The sequence below is a fragment of the Nocardia vinacea NBRC 16497 genome (genome assembly GCF_000308835.1).
Classification (GTDB): domain Bacteria; phylum Actinomycetota; class Actinomycetes; order Mycobacteriales; family Mycobacteriaceae; genus Nocardia; species Nocardia vinacea.
Genome location: NZ_BAGN01000079.1, coordinates 1 through 21,696, shown reverse-complemented (window position 1 = coordinate 21,696; position 21,696 = coordinate 1). Strand labels below are relative to the sequence as shown.

21 protein-coding genes are annotated in these 21,696 nt (G+C 65.4%); 9 read left to right on the top strand and 12 right to left on the bottom strand.

The genetic code is table 11. From position 1 onward, the window contains the following. The first annotated feature begins 67 nt into the window (after positions 1-67). From ON44_RS10040 to ON44_RS10025, 4 genes are all read left to right on the top strand, one after another. Positions 68-1,027, top strand: coding sequence for a GlxA family transcriptional regulator (locus ON44_RS10040; protein ID WP_040688322.1), 960 nt, complete (start codon positions 68-70; stop codon positions 1,025-1,027). Between the two features lie 64 nt (positions 1,028-1,091). Continuing rightward, entirely contained in the window at positions 1,092-1,607 is a 516-nt protein-coding gene (locus ON44_RS10035) for a gamma carbonic anhydrase family protein (protein WP_040688320.1), read from the top strand. Between the two features lie 166 nt (positions 1,608-1,773). Next, the gene (locus ON44_RS10030) at positions 1,774-1,959 is read left to right on the top strand and encodes a hypothetical protein (protein WP_040688318.1); all 186 of its coding nucleotides are present in this window, start codon (positions 1,774-1,776) and stop codon (positions 1,957-1,959) included. A gap of 147 nt (positions 1,960-2,106) precedes the next feature. Further along, positions 2,107-2,727, top strand: coding sequence for a TetR/AcrR family transcriptional regulator (locus tag ON44_RS10025; protein ID WP_040688316.1), 621 nt, complete (start codon positions 2,107-2,109; stop codon positions 2,725-2,727). Position 2,728: 1 nt separating this feature from the next. On the opposite strand, the gene ON44_RS46640 is transcribed toward ON44_RS10025, so the two are convergent. From ON44_RS46640 to ON44_RS50060, 4 genes are read right to left on the bottom strand one after another with little or no spacing between them, the layout of a single operon-like run. Next, positions 2,729-4,744, bottom strand: coding sequence for an Eco57I restriction-modification methylase domain-containing protein (locus tag ON44_RS46640; protein ID WP_083897768.1), 2,016 nt, complete (start codon positions 4,742-4,744; stop codon positions 2,729-2,731). Positions 4,745-4,762: 18 nt separating this feature from the next. Then, positions 4,763-6,025, bottom strand: coding sequence for an acyltransferase family protein (locus ON44_RS10010; protein WP_085998509.1), 1,263 nt, complete (start codon positions 6,023-6,025; stop codon positions 4,763-4,765). Then, the gene (locus ON44_RS48095; RefSeq protein WP_040688315.1) at positions 6,022-6,942 is read right to left on the bottom strand and encodes an SGNH/GDSL hydrolase family protein; all 921 of its coding nucleotides are present in this window, start codon (positions 6,940-6,942) and stop codon (positions 6,022-6,024) included. The genes ON44_RS10010 and ON44_RS48095 overlap by 4 nt, the downstream gene beginning before the upstream one ends. Before the next feature lie 16 nt (positions 6,943-6,958). After that, positions 6,959-7,186 (bottom strand): hypothetical protein, encoded by a 228-nt coding sequence (locus tag ON44_RS50060; RefSeq protein ID WP_157187094.1) that lies wholly within the window; start codon positions 7,184-7,186, stop codon positions 6,959-6,961. Between the two features lie 444 nt (positions 7,187-7,630). Between ON44_RS50060 and ON44_RS09995 the strand changes: the two genes are divergently transcribed. Both ON44_RS09995 and ON44_RS09990 read left to right on the top strand, forming a co-directional pair. Continuing rightward, entirely contained in the window at positions 7,631-8,326 is a 696-nt protein-coding gene (locus ON44_RS09995; protein ID WP_051181837.1) for a nitroreductase, read from the top strand. 227 nt (positions 8,327-8,553) lie between these two features. Beyond that, positions 8,554-9,036, top strand: coding sequence for a hypothetical protein (locus ON44_RS09990; protein WP_040688310.1), 483 nt, complete (start codon positions 8,554-8,556; stop codon positions 9,034-9,036). A gap of 19 nt (positions 9,037-9,055) precedes the next feature. Here ON44_RS09990 and ON44_RS09985 read toward each other — a convergent pair whose 3' ends face one another. From ON44_RS09985 to aceE, 8 genes are all read right to left on the bottom strand, one after another. Further along, positions 9,056-9,526 (bottom strand): winged helix-turn-helix transcriptional regulator, encoded by a 471-nt coding sequence (locus tag ON44_RS09985; protein ID WP_040688309.1) that lies wholly within the window; start codon positions 9,524-9,526, stop codon positions 9,056-9,058. Between the two features lie 39 nt (positions 9,527-9,565). After that, a complete protein-coding gene (dctA, locus tag ON44_RS09980; protein WP_051181836.1) occupies positions 9,566-10,954 on the bottom strand; it encodes a C4-dicarboxylate transporter DctA in 1,389 nt (462 codons plus the stop codon). A gap of 158 nt (positions 10,955-11,112) precedes the next feature. Continuing rightward, positions 11,113-12,546, bottom strand: coding sequence for an acyl-CoA carboxylase subunit beta (locus ON44_RS09975; protein WP_040688307.1), 1,434 nt, complete (start codon positions 12,544-12,546; stop codon positions 11,113-11,115). Between the two features lie 203 nt (positions 12,547-12,749). Beyond that, positions 12,750-14,000 carry a KasA/KasB family beta-ketoacyl-ACP synthase gene (locus ON44_RS09970; protein WP_040688304.1) on the bottom strand — a complete coding sequence of 417 codons (1,251 nt, stop codon included), beginning with the start codon at positions 13,998-14,000 and terminating at the stop codon, positions 12,750-12,752. 10 nt (positions 14,001-14,010) lie between these two features. Beyond that, positions 14,011-14,310 carry a meromycolate extension acyl carrier protein AcpM gene (gene acpM / locus ON44_RS09965; protein WP_040688302.1) on the bottom strand — a complete coding sequence of 100 codons (300 nt, stop codon included), beginning with the start codon at positions 14,308-14,310 and terminating at the stop codon, positions 14,011-14,013. Between the two features lie 124 nt (positions 14,311-14,434). Then, positions 14,435-15,349 carry an ACP S-malonyltransferase gene (locus ON44_RS09960; protein WP_040688301.1) on the bottom strand — a complete coding sequence of 305 codons (915 nt, stop codon included), beginning with the start codon at positions 15,347-15,349 and terminating at the stop codon, positions 14,435-14,437. A gap of 128 nt (positions 15,350-15,477) precedes the next feature. Continuing rightward, positions 15,478-16,812: a PucR family transcriptional regulator gene (locus ON44_RS09955; protein WP_051181835.1), complete on the bottom strand. Its 1,335-nt coding sequence runs from the start codon at positions 16,810-16,812 to the stop codon at positions 15,478-15,480. An 11-nt stretch (positions 16,813-16,823) separates the two neighbouring features. Further along, positions 16,824-19,643 (bottom strand): pyruvate dehydrogenase (acetyl-transferring), homodimeric type, encoded by a 2,820-nt coding sequence (gene aceE / locus ON44_RS09950; RefSeq protein WP_373283143.1) that lies wholly within the window; start codon positions 19,641-19,643, stop codon positions 16,824-16,826. Between the two features lie 297 nt (positions 19,644-19,940). Between aceE and ON44_RS09945 the strand changes: the two genes are divergently transcribed. The 3 genes from ON44_RS09945 (at position 19,941) to ON44_RS09935 (ending at position 21,631) form a co-directional block, all read left to right on the top strand. Continuing rightward, the gene (locus ON44_RS09945) at positions 19,941-20,498 is read left to right on the top strand and encodes an Rv2240c family protein (protein WP_040688299.1); all 558 of its coding nucleotides are present in this window, start codon (positions 19,941-19,943) and stop codon (positions 20,496-20,498) included. 159 nt (positions 20,499-20,657) lie between these two features. Next, positions 20,658-21,080 (top strand): DUF3052 domain-containing protein, encoded by a 423-nt coding sequence (locus tag ON44_RS09940; RefSeq protein ID WP_040688342.1) that lies wholly within the window; start codon positions 20,658-20,660, stop codon positions 21,078-21,080. A gap of 71 nt (positions 21,081-21,151) precedes the next feature. Further along, entirely contained in the window at positions 21,152-21,631 is a 480-nt protein-coding gene (locus ON44_RS09935) for a peroxiredoxin (protein WP_040688339.1), read from the top strand. The last annotated feature ends 65 nt before the right edge of the window (positions 21,632-21,696 follow it).

Below are 21,696 nucleotides of genomic sequence, written 5' to 3'. Positions count from 1 at the left end.
TCAATATTTGTCGCCCCGATATTCGATCAATAGTGGCCCGCGAGCCGCTTAGCGATAAGATCGGGCCATGCGTTCCGTCGCCGCTCTGGCCTTCGACGGGGTTATCCCCTTCCATCTGTCGGTACCGACGCTGGTCTTCGGCCGGGTCGGCACCGAGGGCACACCCGACTATCGCGTCGAGGTATGCGCTGAAAATCCCGGCACCCTACGGACCCCGGCTGGTTTCGACATCGTCGTGAAGACCGGACTCGACGCCTTCGAGCGCGCCGACATGGTGGTGATCCCGAGCTGGCAGCGCGATATGAGCATCTCGGCGGAACTGCGCGACGCACTGCATCGAGCTCACGCCAGGGGTGCCAGGATCGTCGGCCTGTGTCTGGGCTCCTTCGCGGTGGCCGCGAGCGGTCTGGCGGACGGTCGGGAAATCACCACCCACTGGGCCGCGGCCGCCGATTTGGCCGCGACCTATCCGAAGGTCCGGGTCCGCGCCGATACCCTCTGGACCGACCTCGGGGATATCGTCACTTCCGCGGGCGTCGCCGCCGCACTCGACTGCTGCCTGCACCTGGTCCGCGACGACCTCGGCAGCCGGGCCGCCACCGAACTGGCCAGGTCGCTGGTGACCGCCCCGCATCGCAGCGGCTCCCAGGCCCAGTACATACCGGTCGCCGTACCCGAAGCCGCCGACGATGATCCGATCGAACGCGCAATGGTCTGGGCGCGAACGAATCTCGGCGAACCGATCGACCTGGACAATTGGGCTCGCATCGCGCTCATGTCGCGACGCACCTTCACCCGCCGCTTCCGCGAACGCACCGGAAACAGTCCGCAGCAATGGTTGCTGCAACAACGCGCCGACCGCGCGCGGCTGCTGCTGGAATCCACCACCGACACCATGGATCGGATTGCCGCCGAGACCGGCTTCGGCACCGCGGTCAGCCTGCGCCACCACTTCCACCGCATCCTCGGCACCAGCCCGGCCGCGCACCGCGCGCTGTTCTCGGGCACACCGGTCCCGGCGGAGTAGCAGCTCCGGCTGTGTTCGCCCACCCCGCAGACTCCGCCGCTTTCCGTCCCCCTATGTTTTCGGCATGAGGATCGAGGTAAGCGGACATACGCCCGAAATCGACGAGACCGCGTGGATCGCACCGAACGCCACCGTAATCGGACGCGTGCAACTCGCCGCCGAGGTGAGCATCTGGTACAGCGCCGTACTGCGCGGCGACCTCGAGGCGATCAGCGTCGGCGCGCGCACCAACATCCAGGACGGCTGCGTACTGCACGCCGACCCCGGCTTCCCGCTCACCGTCGGCACCGGAGTTTCGGTAGGACACAATGCGATCCTGCACGGCTGCACCGTCGGCGACGATGTGCTCGTCGGCATGGGCGCCACGGTGCTCAATGGCGCGTTCATCGGCGCGGGCAGTCTGATCGCCGCCAATGCGCTGATTCCGGAGGGCGCGCAGATTCCGCCCGGCTCGCTGGTCGCGGGTGTGCCCGGCAAGGTGCGTCGCGAGTTGAACGAGGCCGAGCAGGACGGCATCCGATTGAATAGCGCTGTCTACCTACACAACATGGCCAACCACCGAGACGCGAAACAGGTGTGAGACAGAGCACACTGATCAATTGACCAAACTAAATCGCTGATAGCATTCTGCCAGCGTGCCCGGTATCCCGGGGTCTCCCGCCGACACAGCTGTCGAGTGGTCTGCAGCGCGGAGGGCGAGCCCACCGGGATGGCGGCCGCGGAGCGTGCAGGCAGGAGGTAACACGGTGGCGTACGTGCAGCAAAGTATGCACCAGCCGTCGGGGCGGATCAGCGTGGCCGATATCGCGGCCCAGCCGGGTGGGATCGAGGCGCTACAGCGGCGAGTACACGAGTTGCGCTCCAGTGGAGTGGATTTCGCCGCCAATGCGATCGAAAAGGAGATGGCGGAACTGGATCTGCCGCGCACATAGTCGCGCATCCGCCTGTCGTCGGTCGAGCTCTGGTGCCGATCCGCGGTCGAACCGCCGCGACCCGGTGAAATAATGAACGGCACTCACCCGCACCGTCGTGACGCCAAGACACCATCGGCGTCCCGAGCCGATTCGACTGGAGCTTCGATGCCGACCGTTCCGCCCATCCTCCAGCGCATCTTGGAAAAGCCCGTCAGCGATGGTGAGAAGCTGCTGGAGAGCGCGCTGTCGGCGTTCCTGGACTTCGGCATCAAACGCACCAGCATGGGCGAGATCGCCCGGCGCGCCGGCATCAGCCCGGCCACCCTGTATCGCCGCTTCGAATCGAAGAACGATCTGGTCGAGGCGGTCAGCGTGCGCGAGGCGCAGCGTTTCGTCGCCGAGATCGATAAGCGGGTGCAGAAGGTCGACGGCGTCGAGGAACAACTGATCGAGATCTTCGTCGCGGTCATCACCGCGATCGCGGGCAACGAGCTGTTGCGGCGGCTGTTGCGCACCGAACCCGATCTCATCCTGCCCCGATTGACCACCGAGGCCGGACCGATCATCGCGGTCGGGCGCACCTATCTGGCGGAGAAACTGCGCGAACTCCGCAGCGGTGCGGATGACGATTTCGACTTCGAACTCGTCGCCGAGATCATGGCGCGGCTGGCACTGTCGCTGGCATTGACGCCCGATGGGCTCATCCCGATCGATGATGTGGCGGCGGGTCGGAATTTCGCGCGACGCACGTTGCTGCCGATGGTCGGTGTCCGGGCCACCGCATAACTCAACGCATCTCGAACATCCGGGTGCCGAAGGCGGCCGCCACCCATTCATCGAGCAAGCGGAGCGAATTCGCGTCGGGCTCCCTGCCGTCTTCGATGAATTCCCGTACCAGTTCGACGACGCCACCCGCCCGCATCGTGGTCGGATCCGGCAGCGGCAGCCGCGACACATACTGGGTGATCCACCGCCGCCTACCCGAATACAGCCGATTCCCGCACACCGCATCGTAGAACCGCAGGCCCAGCGCCGAATTCGCGACGCCCATCAGCAAATACGCCAACCGCTCCGCGGCGCCGTCCACCCCGAGATCGGCCAGCGACATCCAATAGCAATCCCCGTTCACCACCGCCCCGGACCGATCCAAGGCGAATCGCGGCCGCTCGCTGATATCGGGAAAGACCACCTTGGGCACCCGCCACAGATGCGGTCGCTGCGGCACCCAGATCTCGAACCACTCCCTGCCGCTGTCGGTCAGATACTTCCGGCCGGCCAACGTCTCCCGATGTGACTCCAAATATGCCGCGGTCCCGGGAAATTCTCGCAGGTCAACCGGCATCCGCGCAGGCTGAGCCGTGTCGTACGGATATAGCACCTGTACGTTGCGCTCCCGCGAGATCCGCCACGGATCGACATCTTGATGGGTGATCAAATCGAATAACAACTCTCCCTCGGGCCGCGGCCGAACCTCCCCCCACCGATCGGATATGAATACCCGATCCGCAGTTGTCTTGATCCCCACCCGAATCCGCCCGACGGCGCCGAATGTCCGCCAAGTCCCCGCCTCCACCTCGGCCAACCACCTGTCGACCTCCGGCCGGGACATCCGCCACGCGCCGCTGTGCCCGTCCGCGTCACCAGCAACGGTTTTCGGTGCGTCCACATCGTCACCACGATCGGAAGCGGCGACCCGCCAGGCAACTCCCGGGCCCGATACCACCGGATCGCTGCGGTTTGCTCGATCACCCGTTATCTGATCGCCGGGTGCCCCACGGATCACAGCCCGATCGCCCGTCGCCAACGTACCGACCTCGACCGCGAAAGTGCGCCCGCAGTGCTCGATACAGTGACTGTGTTCGGCCGCCAGCGCCTCGAAAAGATCTGTTCCGCCGACGATTTCGGCGGCATCGACCTCGTAGGCCGAAACATAGCGGCAGACCGCGCGGGCTGCCGTCCGGGTGGCGATGGTGACCGCGGGCAGCACCGCCGCCTCGAACAACTTCGTATCGCCGAGGTCATACAGTTCGACCGGAGCCAACTCGGTGCGCAGCAGGCTCCGAATATTCGCACCGGCCTTGGTGGTGAGAAACCGATTGGCACACAGCAACCCGAGTACCCCACCCGACCGCAGCAGCCGTGGCGCGACCGCGACGAACGGGTGGGTGAGATCGATCCGCCCCTGCAACCCGAACTGCTTGCTCAGCAACTGCGCGGTCGGCCCACCCAACTGCTGAGTCCGCACATAGGGCGGATTGGTGATGATCGCATCGAACGACCCCGCCGCGATCCCCGCCGATTCGGTCAGGAAATCCCCGATATGCCACTCGATCGCGACCCCCGCGGCCACCGCCCGCTCCCGCGCCACCGCCACCCCGGCCGCATCCAGGTCGTACCCCACCAATTCCACCCGCACCCCCGGCACCAACTCCCCCGCAACCTGATCCAGCGCGAGCAGCAGCTCACCGTCCCCACAGGCCGGATCGAGCACCTGTAGCACCCCTCCGCTCGGCGCACTGACCCCGGCCTCCCGCGCTCCAGCGCCCAGTGCTGCCGTGTCCCGCACCTCTCCATCAGGCGTCCCGGTCCCGGATAGCGCGGCCCGTCGCGCCTGCTGACCAGGTCCCGGCACTGCCGCCCGCACGTCCGGCGCCACAGCACGAGCGGCTCCCGACAACCCGACATCGGCTGGCAGCGGCGCATGTTCGAGCAGCCGCTGCGCGAGAAAGCGCGCCAGGGCGGGTGGCGTGTAGTGCCTACCGTGCCGTTTGCGGTCGCGCGCGGCCGGCTCGCCGGGAGTCATGCCTGGGATTCTGCCTCGTCACGGCGCAACCGAGGCGGTAACGCGGTCGACCGGATCTCGCGGCGTCGCGGGCGGAGGCACGACGCGGCGGCCGGCGAAGCGACGCATCAGCGGTTCGTCCACCCACCGGTAGATCGCGGCCGCCGCCGCGATTCCGACGATCAGGCTCAGCCCGGCGAACCCCAGCCAGCCGAGTGGGCCGAACTGTCGACCGCCGATGAACAGCCGGGTGATCAGCACCATGACCGGGAACTGGATCAGATAGAAGGCGAAGGAAATATTGCCGAGCCACACCATCCTGGGCGAGGCGTTCAGGCCGCGCAGACCAGCCAGATCCCGCGCTGCGAGCGTCGCGACCACCGCGGTCATCGGTGCGAGCAGCAGCGCCGACATCTTGTAGTTCACCGGCACCACCCAGGTGGCCGCGAAGGCGACGGCCAAGGCCAGCAGCGGCCGATCCAGCCGGGTATTGCGCCAGCGCCCCTCCAGCACCAGCCGCGCGGCGAGCACCCCGAGGAAGAACTCGGGCAGCCGCGATGCCGGAAACGTATAGCTGAGCCAATAGGACGGCGCCACTGGGATATCCGGCTGTGCGAACCAGACCGGTGACGCGTGCAGCTCGAAGTACGGCGACACATCGCCCGGAACGAGCCGTGGCGCAAAGGCATTCGCGATACCCTTCGGACCGGGCACCCACAGGAAGTACGCCGTATGCAGCGCGAGAATCAGCACGAGCAAACCTGCGATCACCCACCACACCCGCTCCCCGCGAATGCGCCGCACCAGCGGCAAGGCGAGCGGAAAGCTCAGGTAGAACAGCATTTCCGCACCCAGCGACCAGGACGGCACATTGAGCCCGCCGACCGTCGTCCACTTCGGCACCCAGGTGTGGATCAGCAGCGCATTCGGCACCCACACCACCAGCCGTGACAGTGGCACACTCGCGACCACGATGAAGGCCACCGTCGCAACCAGATGCGTCGGATAGATCTTCAACACCCGCCGCCAATAGAAGCGCGGCACCGAATTTCCGGGCCGGAACGACCAATAGATGATGAACCCGGACAGTACGAAGAAGAAGGTGACCCCGGCCGCGCCCAATTGCATCGGCATCACCTGGTGGATCTGCCGGAACAACTCGGACTTCTGAAACGGATAGACCGGCAGAAATACCAAGGCGTGCAACAGGAATACCGCGAACGCTGCCCACCACCGCGCCCCGGTCAGCGAGGGCAGTGCGGGCCGCGCCTCGGCGGGATCCGCCGTGGGCTCGGTCGTCACTTGCCGTACCGGTCGTACAGCGCTCCAGCGATCACCGAATCCCCGTGCGCCGAGGGATGAAACGGAATCCCGACCGGATCCGCGCGCGGATCGAGCACACCGTTCAACCACGGCTGCGCCGAACACAACCCGTGCCCGGCCGTCAGCGCCCTGGAGTCGAAGAACTCGATGCCGAGTTGCGCCGCCGCGTCCCGCTGCGCCGCATCGATGCGATCCAGATATTCGACCAGCCCGGCACCACGCGGCTGTACGTACTGCCCGACGCCGAGCACGCTGAGACAGGTGAAACTCTGCCCGGCCGGGAACAATTCCGGATAGCCGACCAGCACTACCTTCGCCTGCGGCGCGTAGTACCGCAGATATTCGACCACCGCGCGGATGCGTTCGGCATACTGCGCACCCGATACGCCCCGATAGTCGGTGATCCGCCCCTGTGCGGCGGCCTCCAAACCACACCCCTCGGCGACATTGAAGACGCACGGAACCAGCGAGGTCCACAGTGTGGCCGGATTCGCTCCCCAGATGTCGTTGAGCCCGAACTGCACTGCGATCAACTTGGTTCGCGGCCCGAATGCCCCCGCCTTATCGGCGTTGATCGCCTCCTGAACCAGCGAATAACCCCGTTCGGCCTCGATCGCCGCGCCGGAACACGACACGTCCACGAAGTCGGAGCCGCCCGCGACACCCATCAATCGACTCAGCTGCGTCGGCCACGAAGTCGGTCCGCGCAGACACTCCCTCGCATCGGCTTCCCATCGAAAACCATTGGCGGCGAAGGAATCCCCGAGCACCACCAGGGCACTACCCGGCGCGGCGGCCGGCGCCGCCTCCGCCGCGGGCACTGCGGCCACCGCCGCCACGGTCGCCGTCACCACCCCGAGCCACCGGGCGCAACGACGAGAGAGCTTGCTGGTCACGGTGTTTCCTCCGCTGTCAGTAGCCCGCGCGTGGTTCGAATCCGGGGGCGGTCAATGTCGGTGCGGGTTTGGCGGGCTCGGGCTGCGGCGCCTGCACGGCCGGTGGCGCTTGCGGTTCCGGTGCCGCGGCGGGCGGCGGCGCTACCGATGTCGCTTCCGGCGCGGGCGGAGCCGGGGCTTCGGATGCGATGGTCGACTGGACCGCGGCGCTGGTCGGCGCCGGCGCACTGGTCTCAACCGGCACGCTGGTGGAAGTGTGATCGCCATGCGATTCGGACCCCTCGCTGCACCCGGTGACACCGAGAAGTACTGCACCGCAAGCGAACACGGTCGCAAGACAAACCTTCAACACAATCCCCGTTCCAGTAAATCAGGAGCATTTGCTTTCAGTCCAGTCGGGAGGCTACGGGCCGATTCGGACCCGCGCGGCAACTTTCACCGAATTACTCCGACCGCCCGAACCTCACTTCCAGCGCTCGGCGCGCCGCATATCCCGAAGCGGGCCAGGCATTTTCGCTATCGAGCCCGGTCAATGTGTATGCACCCCAACCGGTTTCACGAATGTAACCGCCACATTAACTTCGGCATGCAACACCATACGCCCGATGATCCCACCTCGCCCGTTCCAAAACGAGACCACAGATGCTAGCGTTCAGTCTCGAAATAAGACCAACTTGAAGAGGGGCCCATGAACCCGACCAGCCTGCAGACCGACGAGTTCACGGCATTGAGCCACATCCTCGACAACAGATGGACTTGCCGTCAGTTCAAATCCGACCGGATCCCCCGCGACACCATCGAGGCCCTGCTGCGGCTGGCACAGCGCACCCCGTCCTGGTGCAATACCCAGCCCTGGCAGGTCGTCCTCACCGAGGGCGCGGGCACCGACCGATTCCGCAAAGAACTCCTCGAACACGTCGCAATCGCCGAGCCGGAACCGGATTTCGCATTTCCCGCGCAGTACGCCGGCGCCTACCGCGATCGTCGACGCGCATGCGGCCTGCAGCTCTACGACAGCGTCGGCATCGTGAAGGGCGATCTGGCAGGCACCATGCGCCAAGCCATGCGCAACTTCGAACTCTTCGACGCCCCGCACGTCGCGATCGTCACCACCGAGGCCGACCTCGGCGTGTACGGCGCCATCGACTGCGGCCTCTACATCGGCACCTTCCTCCTCGCGGCCCAGAGCCTTGGACTCGGCGCCGCACCCCAAGCCGCCCTCGCCTCCTACTCACCCTTCCTGCACACCTACTTCGACCTGCCCGAAAACCGCCGAGTCGTCGCCGCGATCTCCTTCGGCTATCCGGACCCGGACCACCCGGTCAATACCTTCCGCACCGCCCGCGAAGACCTGGACCAGGTCGCAACCTGGCACACCGACTGACACCGCGATCCTGACCCACACCGCGCATCCCCACCAGACCCGCGCACCCATCGATCGGCAGCCAATCGGGGCCCTCCGACCGCACTGCGCCACCCGAGCTGTACCCCGATCGGCACGCCGACGGAACATCGCCTGTGCGCCGGCCCACCGCGCTAGGGTGGCGAAACGAATCGGGGGTGGGTTCGGCAACCCCTGCCGTTGATTGCACAACGAGGAGGTCGGCTTTTATGCGTTCCATCAGTGCACTCTCGACAGTCGTGGCGGCCGCGGTTCTCGTGCTCGGCCTGGCGTCCTGCGACAAGGAGGACAACGGCGCCAAGGCCACGAGCACCACCGCGCGCGCGACAACCACACACCCCACCACCACCTATGCGGCGGCAACCCCGACCACCGAGCCGCCGACCACGCTAACCACCCCGCCGCCGATCACCCCACCGGTCGCGGAGCCCACCACGATCTTCTGTGGCGCGGGCCCCTTCGACCTGGCCGTCTCGGCGGTCACCACCAAGGGCGACGCCGCCTGCCCCACCGCCATCGCGGTGACCAATTCCTATGCCGTGCAATCGGATCTGTGGGACGTCGGCTTCGTCATCCCCGTCACGGTCGGCACCACCACCTGGGACTGCCAGGAACACATCGGCACCCCGAATCCGTACCAGGAGTGCGTCAGCCGCGACAACCCCACCGAAAAGGCCCGCCTCAGTTCATGATAAGCGGGAACCCCGGGGGTCAGCCGGCCTGACGTCCGTTTTCGGAGGTGAGGCCGGGACCGGGCTCGGCGGAGATGTCGCGTGCGGTGAGTTCGGTTCCGCACGAGTCGCATTCGAGTTTGATGTGCCCTTCGCCGGTGCAGTCCAAATGGCGGTAGTGCACGGGCGGACCTTCGGGTGCCATGTATGTATCGCCCCAATCCCGGATCGCCATCAGGATCGGATAGATATCGTGTCCCTTCGGCGTCAGCCGGTACTCCTCGTGCGCACCGACAGCAGCCTTCTGTTTGACCAGAATCCCATGTTCGATCAGCCGATCGAGCCGATCCTGCAATCGGCTCCGGGAGATGCCGAGCGCGCTCTGGAATGCGTTGAACCGCCGGACGCCCGCGAACGAATATTTCAGGATCACCAGGGTCCAGCGGTCGCCCAAGATCACCAGCGGCCGTGTGATCGAACACGGCTCATCAGCAAGTTCCTCGTAGCGCACCTGTCGATGCTACCGAGCCCGGGGTGCCCGGCGGCGGCTTTACCCGCCGGGCACCAATGCTCGAGCTTCCTCAGCGGTGTACGCGACCATCGGGTCTTTGTCTTCCAACGGCGGCACCTCTTCCCCATCCAGCACCTTGCGCATCCGCTCCGAATCCAACTGCCCCTCCCACCTCGCGACCACGAAGGTCGCGACGCAATTGCCGAGCAGATTCACCGTGACCCGCATCGAATCCATCAGCCGATCCGCCCCGAGCAACAGCGCGACCGCCGCCACCGGAATCGAACCGTGCCCGATCGCGGTGATCGTCGCCGACAGCGCCAGGAATGACGAACCTGGTACGCCCGCCATACCTTTCGAGGTCAACATCAGCACGCCGACGGCCGTGATCTGCTCGCCGAGACTCAGATCCACCCCGAGCGCCTGCGCCAAGAACAGCACGCAGATGGACAGATACAGCGTGGCACCGTCGAGATTGAACGAATACCCGGTCGGTATCACCAGCCCGGTGGTGGCTCGTGAGCAACCGGCTTCGGTCAGCTTGATCATGATCCGCGGCAGCACCACCTCGGTCGACGCGGTGCCGAGCGCGAGGAACAGCTCATCCTTGATGTATTTGACGAGCTTCCACAGACTCACCCCGGCGAAGATACGCACGACCACCGCGAGCACCAGCAGGAACAACACCGCCGCCCCATAACAACAGGCGATCAGCTTGCCGTAGCTGCTGAGCGCGGAGAGTCCGTACTGCCCAACGATGTAGGCCATCGCGCCGAAGGCACCCAGCGGCGCCAATTTCATGATCCAGCCGATGATCGTGAAGAAGATCTTCCCGATGTGATCGACCGCCTCCAGAATCACCGGAGGGCCGTGCTCGCCGAACTTCGCCAGCGCCAAGCCGAACAGCACCGCGAAGAACAACACCTGCAGCAGCGCATTCTCCGCGAATGCCGAAATCACCGATGCCGGAATGATATTCAGCAAAAAGTCGACGGTATGCGGTAGCTCGCCGTTCTTGGTGGTCTTGGCGATCTTCTCGGCACCGGTCGCCAGGGTCTGCGCGTCGACATGAAAGCCCGCACCCGGCTTCACCAGGTTGCCGACCAGCAAACCGAAGAGCAGCGCGAAAGTGGTGATCACCTCGAAGTAGATCAGCGCCTTCACACCGATCCGGCCGACCGCCTTCATATCGCCGACATGGGCGATGCCGAGCACCACCGTGCAGAAGATGATCGGCGCGATCACCATTTTGATCAGCTTGATGAACCCGTCGGCCAGCGGTTTGAGATCCGCGCCGAAGTCGGGCCACAGCTTGCCGACCAGAATTCCGGCCACGATCGCCACCAGCAGTTGCAGGAATAGCGAGCGGTACCAGGGCGGTTTGCGCACCGGGTCCGTTGCTGCGGTGGTTTCGATCGTCACGCTCATGCGCGCAACGTACGAGCTATTCATATCGCCGAAGTTTCAACTACATTGCCGCGCGGAAACCCGATCGATATATGCCAGTCACCCCAGGTCCGATACCGAGAACAATACGAACGAAAAGCGGGCCCCGGAAATCCCGAAGCCCGCTTTCGCCACTGGATTTACAGCGGAATGTTCTTGTGGTGACTCTTGCGCGCCGGTGCCGCCGCCAATGCCGCGGCAATGGTGCTGCGGGTCTTGGCCGGGTCGATGACCTCGTCCACGACACCGATCGCGATGGCCCGCTCGACACCACCGGCGATGCGCTCGTGCTCGACCGTCAGACGCTCGTGCAGCGCCTCACGCTCTTCCTCCGGTGCCGCCGCGAGGGCCTTCTTGTGCAGGATGCCGACAGCGGCCTTGGCGCCCATGACGGCGACCTCGGAACCGGGCCAGGCATACACCGCGGTCGCGCCGAGCGAACGAGCGTTCATCGCGATGTAGGCGCCACCGTAGATCTTGCGGGTAACCAGCGTGACCCGCGGCACCCGGGCCTCGGCGAATGCGTGCAGCAGCTTCGCACCGCGCCGAACCACACCTTCCCACTCCATGCTGACACCGGGCAGGTACCCGGGCACATCGGTGAGGACCACCAGCGGAATGCCGAACGCGTCGCACAACCGCACGAAACGCGCGGCCTTCTCGGCACTTTCGGAGTTCAGGCAGCCCCCGAGGCGGATCGGGTTATTGGCGAGCACACCCACGGTGCGCCCGCCGAGCCGTCCGAGACCGGTGACGATGCTGCGCGCGTAACCGGCCTGTAGTTCCTCGAAAGAGGACTCACCGTCGACGTTGTCGAGCAATTCGTGAACGATCGGCTTCACGTCGTAGGCACGCTTGGCCGATTCCGGCATCATCGCCTTCAGATCGACATCACCGTGCGCGGCCGCGACCAGATCGAATTCGCCCTGCTCGGCGAACATCGACACCAGGCGCCGACCACGGTGCAGCGCGTCGGCCTCGTCGTTGGCGACGATGTGCGTGACACCGGACTTCTTGCCGTGCGTCTCCGGACCACCCAGGGTGGCCATATCGACCTGCTCACCGGTCACACTGCGCACCACGTCGGGACCGGTCACGAAGACCCGGCCCTCCGGCGCCATGATCACGATGTCGGTCAGCGCCGGACCGTAGGCGGCGCCACCGGCCGCGAAGCCGAGCACCACCGAAATCTGCGGCACCAGGCCGGACGCGCGAACCATGGCCTCGAAGACCAGACCGACCGCGTGCAGCGCCTCGACACCCTCAGCCAGGCGCGCGCCGCCGGAATGCCAGATGCCGACCACCGGAATGGCGGAATCGATGGCCGTGTCGATCGCGTCGACGATGTGCTTGCAGCCCTCCACGCCCATCGCGCCGCCCATGACGGTGGCGTCGGAGCAGTAGGCAACGGTGCGGACACCATCCACCTCGCCGATCGCGGCGAGCACACCGGACTTGTCGCGCGGGTGCAGCGGTAGCACGGTTCCGGGGTCGAAGAAGCGTTGGAGCCGACCGAGTGGATCACGCGGATCGGTGGCAGTTTCTGGTCGGAACGCGGGAGCCACAATTGTCATCGCGTTTTCTCCTCACCTCAAGGAAGTGCGCCGCTACCGCGGCTGCGTATGTCGAACACCGGTGGGGTCGACCGACTTTGGCATCGGTCGACCCCACCGGCGATCGTTGTGCAGTCAGCCAGTCTGTGCGGTCAAGCCCGCGGAGGCGGCAGCTTGCGTAACCGTGTAGGGGCTCCGCACAGACTGAATCGGTTATCGAGCGGCTACGCCCGACCGAAGGCGAGCGCGACGTTGTGCCCACCGAAACCGAACGAGTTGTTGATGGCGTACTCGATCTCCTGACGGCGGGCCTCGCCGTGCACCACATCCAGATCGATCTCCGGATCCTGGTTCTCCAGGTTCAGCGTCGGCGGGACGATGCCGTCGCGGATGCTGAGCACGGTGAGCACCGATTCGAGCGCACCGACGGCGCCGATCGAGTGACCGAGTGCCGACTTCGGCGCGTACACCGAAGCGTGGTTGCCCACGGCCTTGTTGATCGCATTCGCCTCGGCGGTGTCGCCGATCGGGGTAGCGGTCGCGTGCGCGTTGATGTGGGTGATGTCCTTGGGCGTCAGACCCGCGGTCTGCATCGCCCTGGCCATCGCCCGGGCGGCACCGTCACCTGTGGGATCGGGTGCGACCAGGTGGAAGCCATCGGAGGTGATACCGGCGCCGAGCAGGCGCGCGTGGATCGTCGCGCCACGAGCCTTGGCGTGTTCCTCGGTCTCGATGACCATCAGCGCGCCGGCCTCGCCGAAGACGAAACCGTCGCGATCCTTGTCGAAGGGACGCGAGGCGCCCTTCGGGTCGTCATTGCGGGTACTCATCGCGCGCATCATGGTGAATGCCGCAATCGGCACCGCGTCGATGAAACCCTCAACGCCACCGGTGACGACTATATCGGCGTCACCCATGACGATCATTCGCCACGCATTGGCGATGGCCTCGGAGCCCGATGAGCATGCCGAGACCGGAGTGACCACTCCTGCCCTGGCCTTCAATTCGAGACCGACGACGGCCGACGGACCATTCGGCATGACCATCTGAACAGCCAGCGGCGAAATCTTGCGATAGCCACCGTTCTTCAGCTTGTCGACCGAGTCGATGAGCGCATCACCACCACCGAGCCCGGTACCGATCGCCACACCCAGACGCTCCGGGTCGACCTCGGGGCTGCCTGCGTTCTGCCAGACCTCACGACCGAGTACGGTCGCGAGCTGCTCGACGTAGGCCATGCGCCGACATTCGACACGGCTCAGCAGGGTCTCTGGCCGGACCTTCAGGTGACCGCCGATGCGGACCGGAAGGTCGTACTCCTCGACGAAGGGGTCCTCGAGAACGTCGATGCCGCTCTCGCCGTTGAGGAGTCCCTTCCACGTCGCATCGACATCACCAGCGATCGACGTGGTCGCCGCCATACTCGTGACGACGACATTGGGGAAATTCCCGTTCAAGGTGGAAGGAGTGGTCACGGTGTCGGCCCTACTCGGCGTCGAACTTGGCCTTGAGCTCCGCGGCCGCCTCAGCGTTCTCGGCCTCGAGCTTCTGGATGTAGGCGACAGCGTCGCCGACCGTCTTCAGGCTGGCCAGATCCTCGTCCGGGATCTTCACGCCGTACTTGTCCTCGGTCTGAACCGCGATCTCGACCATGGACAGCGAGTCGATGTCCAGGTCATCGACAAAGGACTTCTCGATCGTCACCTCGGAGGGCTCGATACCGGTCACCTCTTCGATGATCTTGCCGAGTTCCTCGACGATTTGTTCCTGGGTCAGAGCGGCCACTTCGTGGCTCCCTTCTTATCTACTTTGTAGGGCTTCACTGTTGTTTTTCGAATCGAGCGAGCCGATGGTTACCGTCCGCTCGGTCACGATCGTGTTATTGGGTTACACGGTCGCGGGGGGAAAGCTAGCCGGAAGTGGTGAGCCCGGCCAACGCGGGGAGGTCTTCGGGGGTCTTCAGGGCCAGTGTTGGCGTGCCCTTCAGTTCCCTTTTTGCGATGCCGACGAGCGTGCCCGCCGGCGGCAGCTCCGCCACTGCCGAGACCGCCGCCTGTCGGACGGTCTCAGTGCACAGATCCCACCGGACGGGCCGGGTGACCTGCGCCGCGAGCTTAGCGACAGCATCGGCTCCGGAGGTAACCGGCTTGCCGTCGAAGTTCGAAAGCAGGGTCCTGGTCGGCTCGTTCGGCGTGATCTTGGATATGGCGTCCGTCACAGCGTCCTGGGCCGGGGCCATGAACGCGGTGTGGAACGCACCCGCGACGGGCAGCGCACGCACCCGCGCCTTCTCGGGCGCATCGGCGGCGAGTTCCGCCAGGGCAGTCAAACGTCCAGCGGCCACGATCTGACCCGCGGCATTGCGGTTGGCCGGGACGAGTTCGAGCTCTTCGAGCCGAGCGAGCACGGCGGCCTCATCGCCACCGAGCACCGCGGACATGCCGGTCGGCTCGAGAGCGCATGCCTTGGCCATCTCCGCACCGCGGATGGCGGCCAGCCGCACCGCATCGTCGGCGGAGATTACTCCGGCGACCGCGGCGGCGGCGAGTTCACCGACCGAATGTCCGGCGACAATGGTATCGGCTGGAAGTGCATCCGGCTCGATTTCCGCGAAGGCCAGCAGTGCGGCAGCGACGACAAGCGGCTGGGTAACGGCAGTATCGGTGATCTCCTCCGCCGTTGCGGTGGTGCCGAGCCGAACCAGATCCAGGCCGGAGGCTTTGGACCAGATGGCGAGGCGATCAGTCGCGCCGGGAAGGTCGAGCCAAGGCGCGAGCATGCCGGGTGTCTGGGACCCCTGTCCAGGGGCGAACAACGCGATCACACCTCTAAGACAACACTGTGAGGTACGCCGCAGGTGATGTCGACGCGAATGAACCTTGCGGAGCGCTTTTGTGGGGGTCCCACAAAAGCGCATGTGGGTTGACCCGATCGACCGCTTCGCTGGATCCGTTACATGCCCTCGTGACCCACTGGGAATTGAGTGACTTCTGGGGTAGGAGTCGACGATTCGTTACGGGTTCGTGTCAAACGACCTACTGTGGCGGCGATCCGGAGCACGTAGGCATCCCGTGGATTCATCGGATCACGGCCCGTTATCTCCGCTATCCGCTTGAGGCGATAGCGAACGGTATTTGGATGAACGTACAGCTGACGCGCGCACGTCTCGACCGCGCCACCGCAATCCAGATAGGCCTCGAGAGTGTCGGCCAACGCGGATCCGGCGGCGGCCAACGGTAGGACAAGATACTCGTTCAACGCGTCGATTGCAGCCCGGTCACCCAAAAGAGCTCGCTCGGGTAACAATTCCGCAGCGTGCACCGGTCGCGGGGCCCCGCGCCAGCCGACGACGGCCTCCATTCCGGCCAATGCCTCCACCGCGCTGGCATGCGCCGCGCCCAGGGTGCGCATGGTCGGTCCGATCACCACCGGACCGTCGGAGAACACCTCGACCAGCAGATCCGCGAGAAAAGGGGAGGCATACGAGGTATCGCCCAGATTCCCGCTGACCACCATCACCAACCGTGAACCTTGAACCACGGCCAGCGCCGCGCGACCGTGCCGCGCGGCGATCGTGTGCACCGAGCCGACCATCGAGACGCCCTGGTCCCCCGGCGGCGTGCCGACCAGCACCGTCGCCGGTGCGGTGGCGTCCCAGTTCAGCGTCGCGGCCCGCGACAGCATGTCCGGACCGGTATCGCCGCGGACGACGGCGTCCACGACCAGCGCCTCGAGGCGGGTATCCCATGCGCCGCGGGACTCCGCGGCACTCGCGTACACCGAGGCGGCGGCGAATCCGAGCTCACGCCCGTAGCGCAGCACCGCCTCGGTGAGTGCGACCAGCTGCCGGTCGTTGCGCGCGAGCGCCGGCAACCACTGTTCGAAGAACTCCATGGCCACACGGACCATGTCCACGGTCTGGCGCAGCGTCAGCCGCCGCGCCAGATCCTGCGGGATCACTTGGAAGGCGTCCAGGCTGAACCGGATATCGCTATCGGGATCCTGTAGCCATTCCAGGAAGTTCACCACCGCGGTCTGCACCAGCATCTGCACGCCGGCGCGTTGCGCGGCGTCCAGATCGGCGAAGAACGGCAACCGATCCTGCATCGACCCGACCGCCTCGGTGGAGAGGCGTCCGGAGAACTGCTTCACGCGTTTGAGCAGCGTGTCCGGCAGCGGGTCACGGGTTTGCCGATTCGGGGAGAGCGCGCCCGTCGGCAGATACACCTCATGCTCGGAGGAGCCTTCGGAGATCCGACGCGGCCGCGGCGGTTTACGTTCCACCATCCAATCGTCCGCTATGCGAGTTCGTCTTCGGTGCCGGGCGCCGACTTCGGCGCGGCGGCGACATCATCGATGCGGTATTTGGCCGCAGCCTCGACGGCCTTGGCCGGATCGATCTTGCCGGTGCGCCCGAGTGCGGCCAGGGCCGCGACCACGATCGACTGCGCGTCGACGTTGTAGACGCGGCGCGCCGCAGGACGGGTATCGGAGAAGCCGAAACCGTCCGTACCGAGCGTGGTGAAGTCGCCGGGCACCCACTTGCGCACCTGATCCGGCACCGCGCGCATCCAATCCGTCGCGGCCACATACGGCCCCTCGACCCGGGCCAGCGCCTGGGTGACGTACGGAACGCCCACATCGGTGCCCGGGTTGCGCAGCTGAGCGACCTCCTTGTCGAGCGCCTCCTTGCGAAGCTCACCCCACGACGTCACCGACCAGACATCGGCCTGCACACCCCACTCCTCGGCGAGCAGCGCCTGGGCACGCACGCCGTCGGGCACCGTGACGCCCGAGACCAGGACCTGGGCGCGCACATCGCCCTCGCCGCCCCGCTTGTACAGATAGAGGCCCTTGAGCAGTCCGGCGATATCGAGATCGTCGGGCTCGGCGGGCTGTACATACGGCTCGTTGTAGAGGGTGATGTAGTAGAAGATGTCCTCGCCGCCGAAGCCGCCCGCGGATCCGTGCGGATGCGTGCCGGGCAGTGCGCCGGGACCGGGCTGCGGTGTGCCGCCGCCATACATGCGACGCAGACCATCCCGCACGATGTGCGCGATCTCGAAGGAGAACGCCGGATCGTAGGTGACCACGGCCGGGTTGGTCGAAGCCAGCAGCAGCGAGTGGCCGTCGTTGTGCTGCAGCCCCTCACCGGTCAGCGTGGTTCGCCCGGCAGTTGCCCCGAGCACGAAGCCGCGCGCCAATTGGTCCGCCGCCGCCCACAATCCGTCGCCGGTGCGCTGGAAGCCGAACATCGAATAGAAGATGTACAGCGGGATCATCGGCTCGCCGTGCGTGGCGTACGAGGTGCCCGCCGCGGTGAACGATGCGGTCGATCCGGCCTCATTGATGCCCTCGTGCAGAATCTGCCCGACGGCACTCTCTTTGTAGGCAAGCATCAATTCCGCGTCGACGGATGTGTACAACTGCCCGAGGCGGTTGTAGATCTTCAACGAAGGGAACCACGAGTCCATACCGAAGGTACGGGCCTCGTCCGGAATGATCGGCACGATCCGCTTGCCGATCTCCTTATCCCGCAGCAGCTCCTTCATGAGCCGAACCAGAGCCATGGTGGTTGCCACGTTCTGTTTGCCGGAACCCTTGCGCACGGACTTGTACGCCTCGTCCCCGGGCAGTTGCAGCGGCTTTGCCGCAGCGCGCCGTTCGGGCAGGAAACCGCCGAGCGCCTTGCGGCGATCGAGCATGTACTGGATTTCGCGCGCCTGCATGCCCGGGTGGTAGTACGGGGGCAGGTAGGGATCCTTCTCCAGTTCGGCGTCGGAGATCGGAATCCGCTGCAGGTCACGGAAGTCCTTGAGATCCTGCAGGGTCAGCTTCTTCATCTGGTGCGTGGCATTGCGGCCCTCGAAGTGCTTGCCGAGGGTGTAGCCCTTGATGGTCTTGGCCAAGATCACCGTCGGCTGGCCCTTGTGCGCCATCGCGGCCGCGTAGGCGGCGTAGACCTTGCGGTAGTCGTGACCGCCGCGCTTGAGGTTCCAGATCTCTTGATCCGAGAGGTCCTGTACCAGGGCCTTGGTGCGCGGGTCGCGACCGAAGAAGTGGTCGCGGACGTAGGCGCCGTCATTGGCCTTGTAGGTCTGGTAGTCGCCGTCAGCGGTGGTGTTCATCAGGTTCACCAGCGCGCCGTCGCGATCGGCGCCGAGCAGCGCGTCCCACTCCCGGCCCCAGATGACCTTGATGACGTTCCAGCCCGCACCACGGAAGAACGACTCCAGTTCCTGGATGATCTTGCCGTTACCGCGCACCGGGCCGTCGAGACGCTGCAGGTTGCAGTTGATCACGAAGGTCAGGTTGTCCAGCCCCTCGTTGGCGGCAACCTGGATCAGTCCACGCGATTCCGGCTCGTCCATCTCGCCGTCGCCCAGGAAAGCCCAGACATGCTGATCGGAGGTGTCCTTGATGCCACGGTCGTGCAGGTAGTGATTGAACCGCGCCTGGTAGATGGCGTTCATCGGGCCCAGGCCCATGGACACCGTCGGGAACTCCCAGAAGTCGTTCATCAACCGCGGATGCGGATACGACGGCAGACCGTGGCCCGGGCCGCCATGGCTGTACTCCTGCCGGAAACCGTCCATCCGGTCGGTGCTCAACCGGCCCTCGAGGAATGCACGGGCGTAGATGCCGGGCGAGGCGTGACCCTGGATGAAGATCGAATCGCCGCCGCCGGAATGGTCCTTACCGCGGAAGAAGTGGTTGAAGCCGACCTCGTAGAGCGCCGCCGAGGACGCGTAGGTGGAGATATGGCCGCCGACACCGATACCGGGACGCTGCGCCCGGTGCACCATGATCGCCGCGTTCCAGCGGATCCAGGCACGGAAGCGCCGCTCCACCTCTTCGTCGCCGGGGAACCACGGCTCGTTCTCGGTGGGGATGGTGTTGACGTAGTCGGTGGAGGTCAGGGATGGAATGGCGACCCTACGCTCTCCGGCGCGTTCCAACAGCCGGAGCATGAGGTAACGCGCGCGGCCCGGACCTTCCCGGTCGAGCATGTCATCGAACGATTCGAGCCATTCGGAGGTTTCCTCCGGGTCGATGTCCGGTAGATAGGACGCCACCCCTTCGCGGATAACCCGCACCCGCCCGCCCGTAGGCGGCACCTGCGATCCGTTCGGATCACGCGGCGCGGAGTCGGTGCCGGCGGATTTCGCTGGCGCGGAAGAGTGGATCAGGTCGGTCAAATCTGCTCCTCGTACAGGGGTGGACAAGCTGATAGGCGTCTGTTTCCCCGGGCGGCACACTTGGTTGGCGGACCACCCGTTTTACGAAAGGTTCGGGCGCACCTCCATCCTTGCGGAAGATGTGGCCCAGGTCATCATGTCAGGGGTATCTGCAGTACGGTTCCGCAGGGAACGTGAGTCGAGGACCGCCGGTGAAACAGAGAGGCACGGAGGACAATGAAGGTGCTGGACCCACGCGGGTTCGCAGCGGTGTGCGCGGCAACGGCGGTCGTGGTCGGCCTGACCATCGCGGGTTGCGCGAAACATGTTGACGGCGTTGCCAATCCGAATGCGTCGGAGCTAGCCGCCTACAAGACCGAGGCGGCCTCCTCCTCCGCGGCGGCGACCTCATCGCGCAAGGCCGCGGCACAGGCCCAGGCGATCAGCGACAACTGCGGTCAATTCCCCACAACCACAGGTGTCGGCGTTTCGAAGTACAACGAATTCGTAGATGCCCACGATGCGAATGCCGCTGACTACAACGCCAAGCGCGATACCGCCGCCAAAACCCTCGAAGACGCCGCGACCAAGGTCGAGACGGGGGTGAACAACGCCAACGGCGCGCTGCCCGCGGACCTGCAGGCCAAGTTCGCCGAATACGTCGCTGCCGCACGACAGCTCGCCGCCGAGACCCGCAAGATGACCTACACCGCCCCGGTCGGCGCACTCAACGATGCGAGTAAGCGGGTCAACGACGCGCGCAATGCGGTCAAGGACGCCTGCCCGAAACGCTGAATTCGTCCCACGAACCGGGGTTCGGTGGCGAAAATCGGCCAACGACACGAGGTTGTCACGCGACATTCCATGGGTATTTCGTCCGATCAGCTTGCGCTCGAGGCGATAACCATGTTCGCTTGCAACTACCTATTGTCTGGAGTTGAGGAGGACACCACCGTGGTCGCCGCGGCGGACGCGCAGAACTACGCTCAGAAGCTTGGCATTACACACGGCATGGTTGTCCAGGAGCTGGGCTGGGACGAGGACACCGACGACGACCTGCGGGCCGATGTCGAAGAGGCCAGCGGTGGGGAGATGGTCGACGAAGACTCCGACGAGGTTGTCGACGCTGTCCTGCTGTGGTGGCGAGAAGGCGACGGCGATCTAGCGGATGAACTGATGGAAGTCATCAGTCCGCTGGCCGACGAAGGCTTCATCTGGGTGCTCACCCCCAAGACCGGGCAACCTGGTCATGTCGACCCGAGCGATATCGCCGAAGCGGCACCCACCGCGGGTTTGACGCAAACCTCGGCGATCAGCCTCGGTGCCTGGTCCGGCAGCCGCCTCGTGCAGCCCAAGGCACCCTCGAAACAGCGCTGACCGCTTTCGCTATGGTTTCGCCGGGCGGTGTTTCACCGCCCGGTGAAGCCCGACACGATGGAGGATCAGTGATGCCAGTCGAGCTCGGCCCGCTGGAAGTCGGCACGCTCGCGCCGGATTTCACACTCAAGGATCAGAACAACCAGGACGTCACGCTGTCGGATTACCGCGGCAAGAAAAACGTGCTGATCGTGTTCTATCCGCTTGCCTTCACCGGCATCTGCCAGGGTGAGCTGTGCAAGGTCCGCGACGAGTTACCCAAATTCCAGAACGACGCCGCGGAAATCCTCGCCATCTCGGTCGGCCCGCCGCCCACCCACAAGATCTGGGCCGCCGAACAGGGCTACGTCTTCCCGCTGCTGTCCGACTTCTGGCCGCACGGCGCCGTCGCCCAGTCCTTCGGCGTCTTCAACCAGAAATCCGGCTACCCCAACCGCGGCACCTTCGTCGTAGACCGCGACGGCGTCATCCGCTTCGCCGAGATGAACGGCCCCGGAGAGCCCCGTGACCAGGCGGCTTGGGAGAAAGCGCTCGCCGCGCTAGAGTCCTAGACCGGCCCGTCGGTCACCCACCGACGGATCCCGGGCGTATAGCTCAGTGGTAGAGCTCTGGTTTT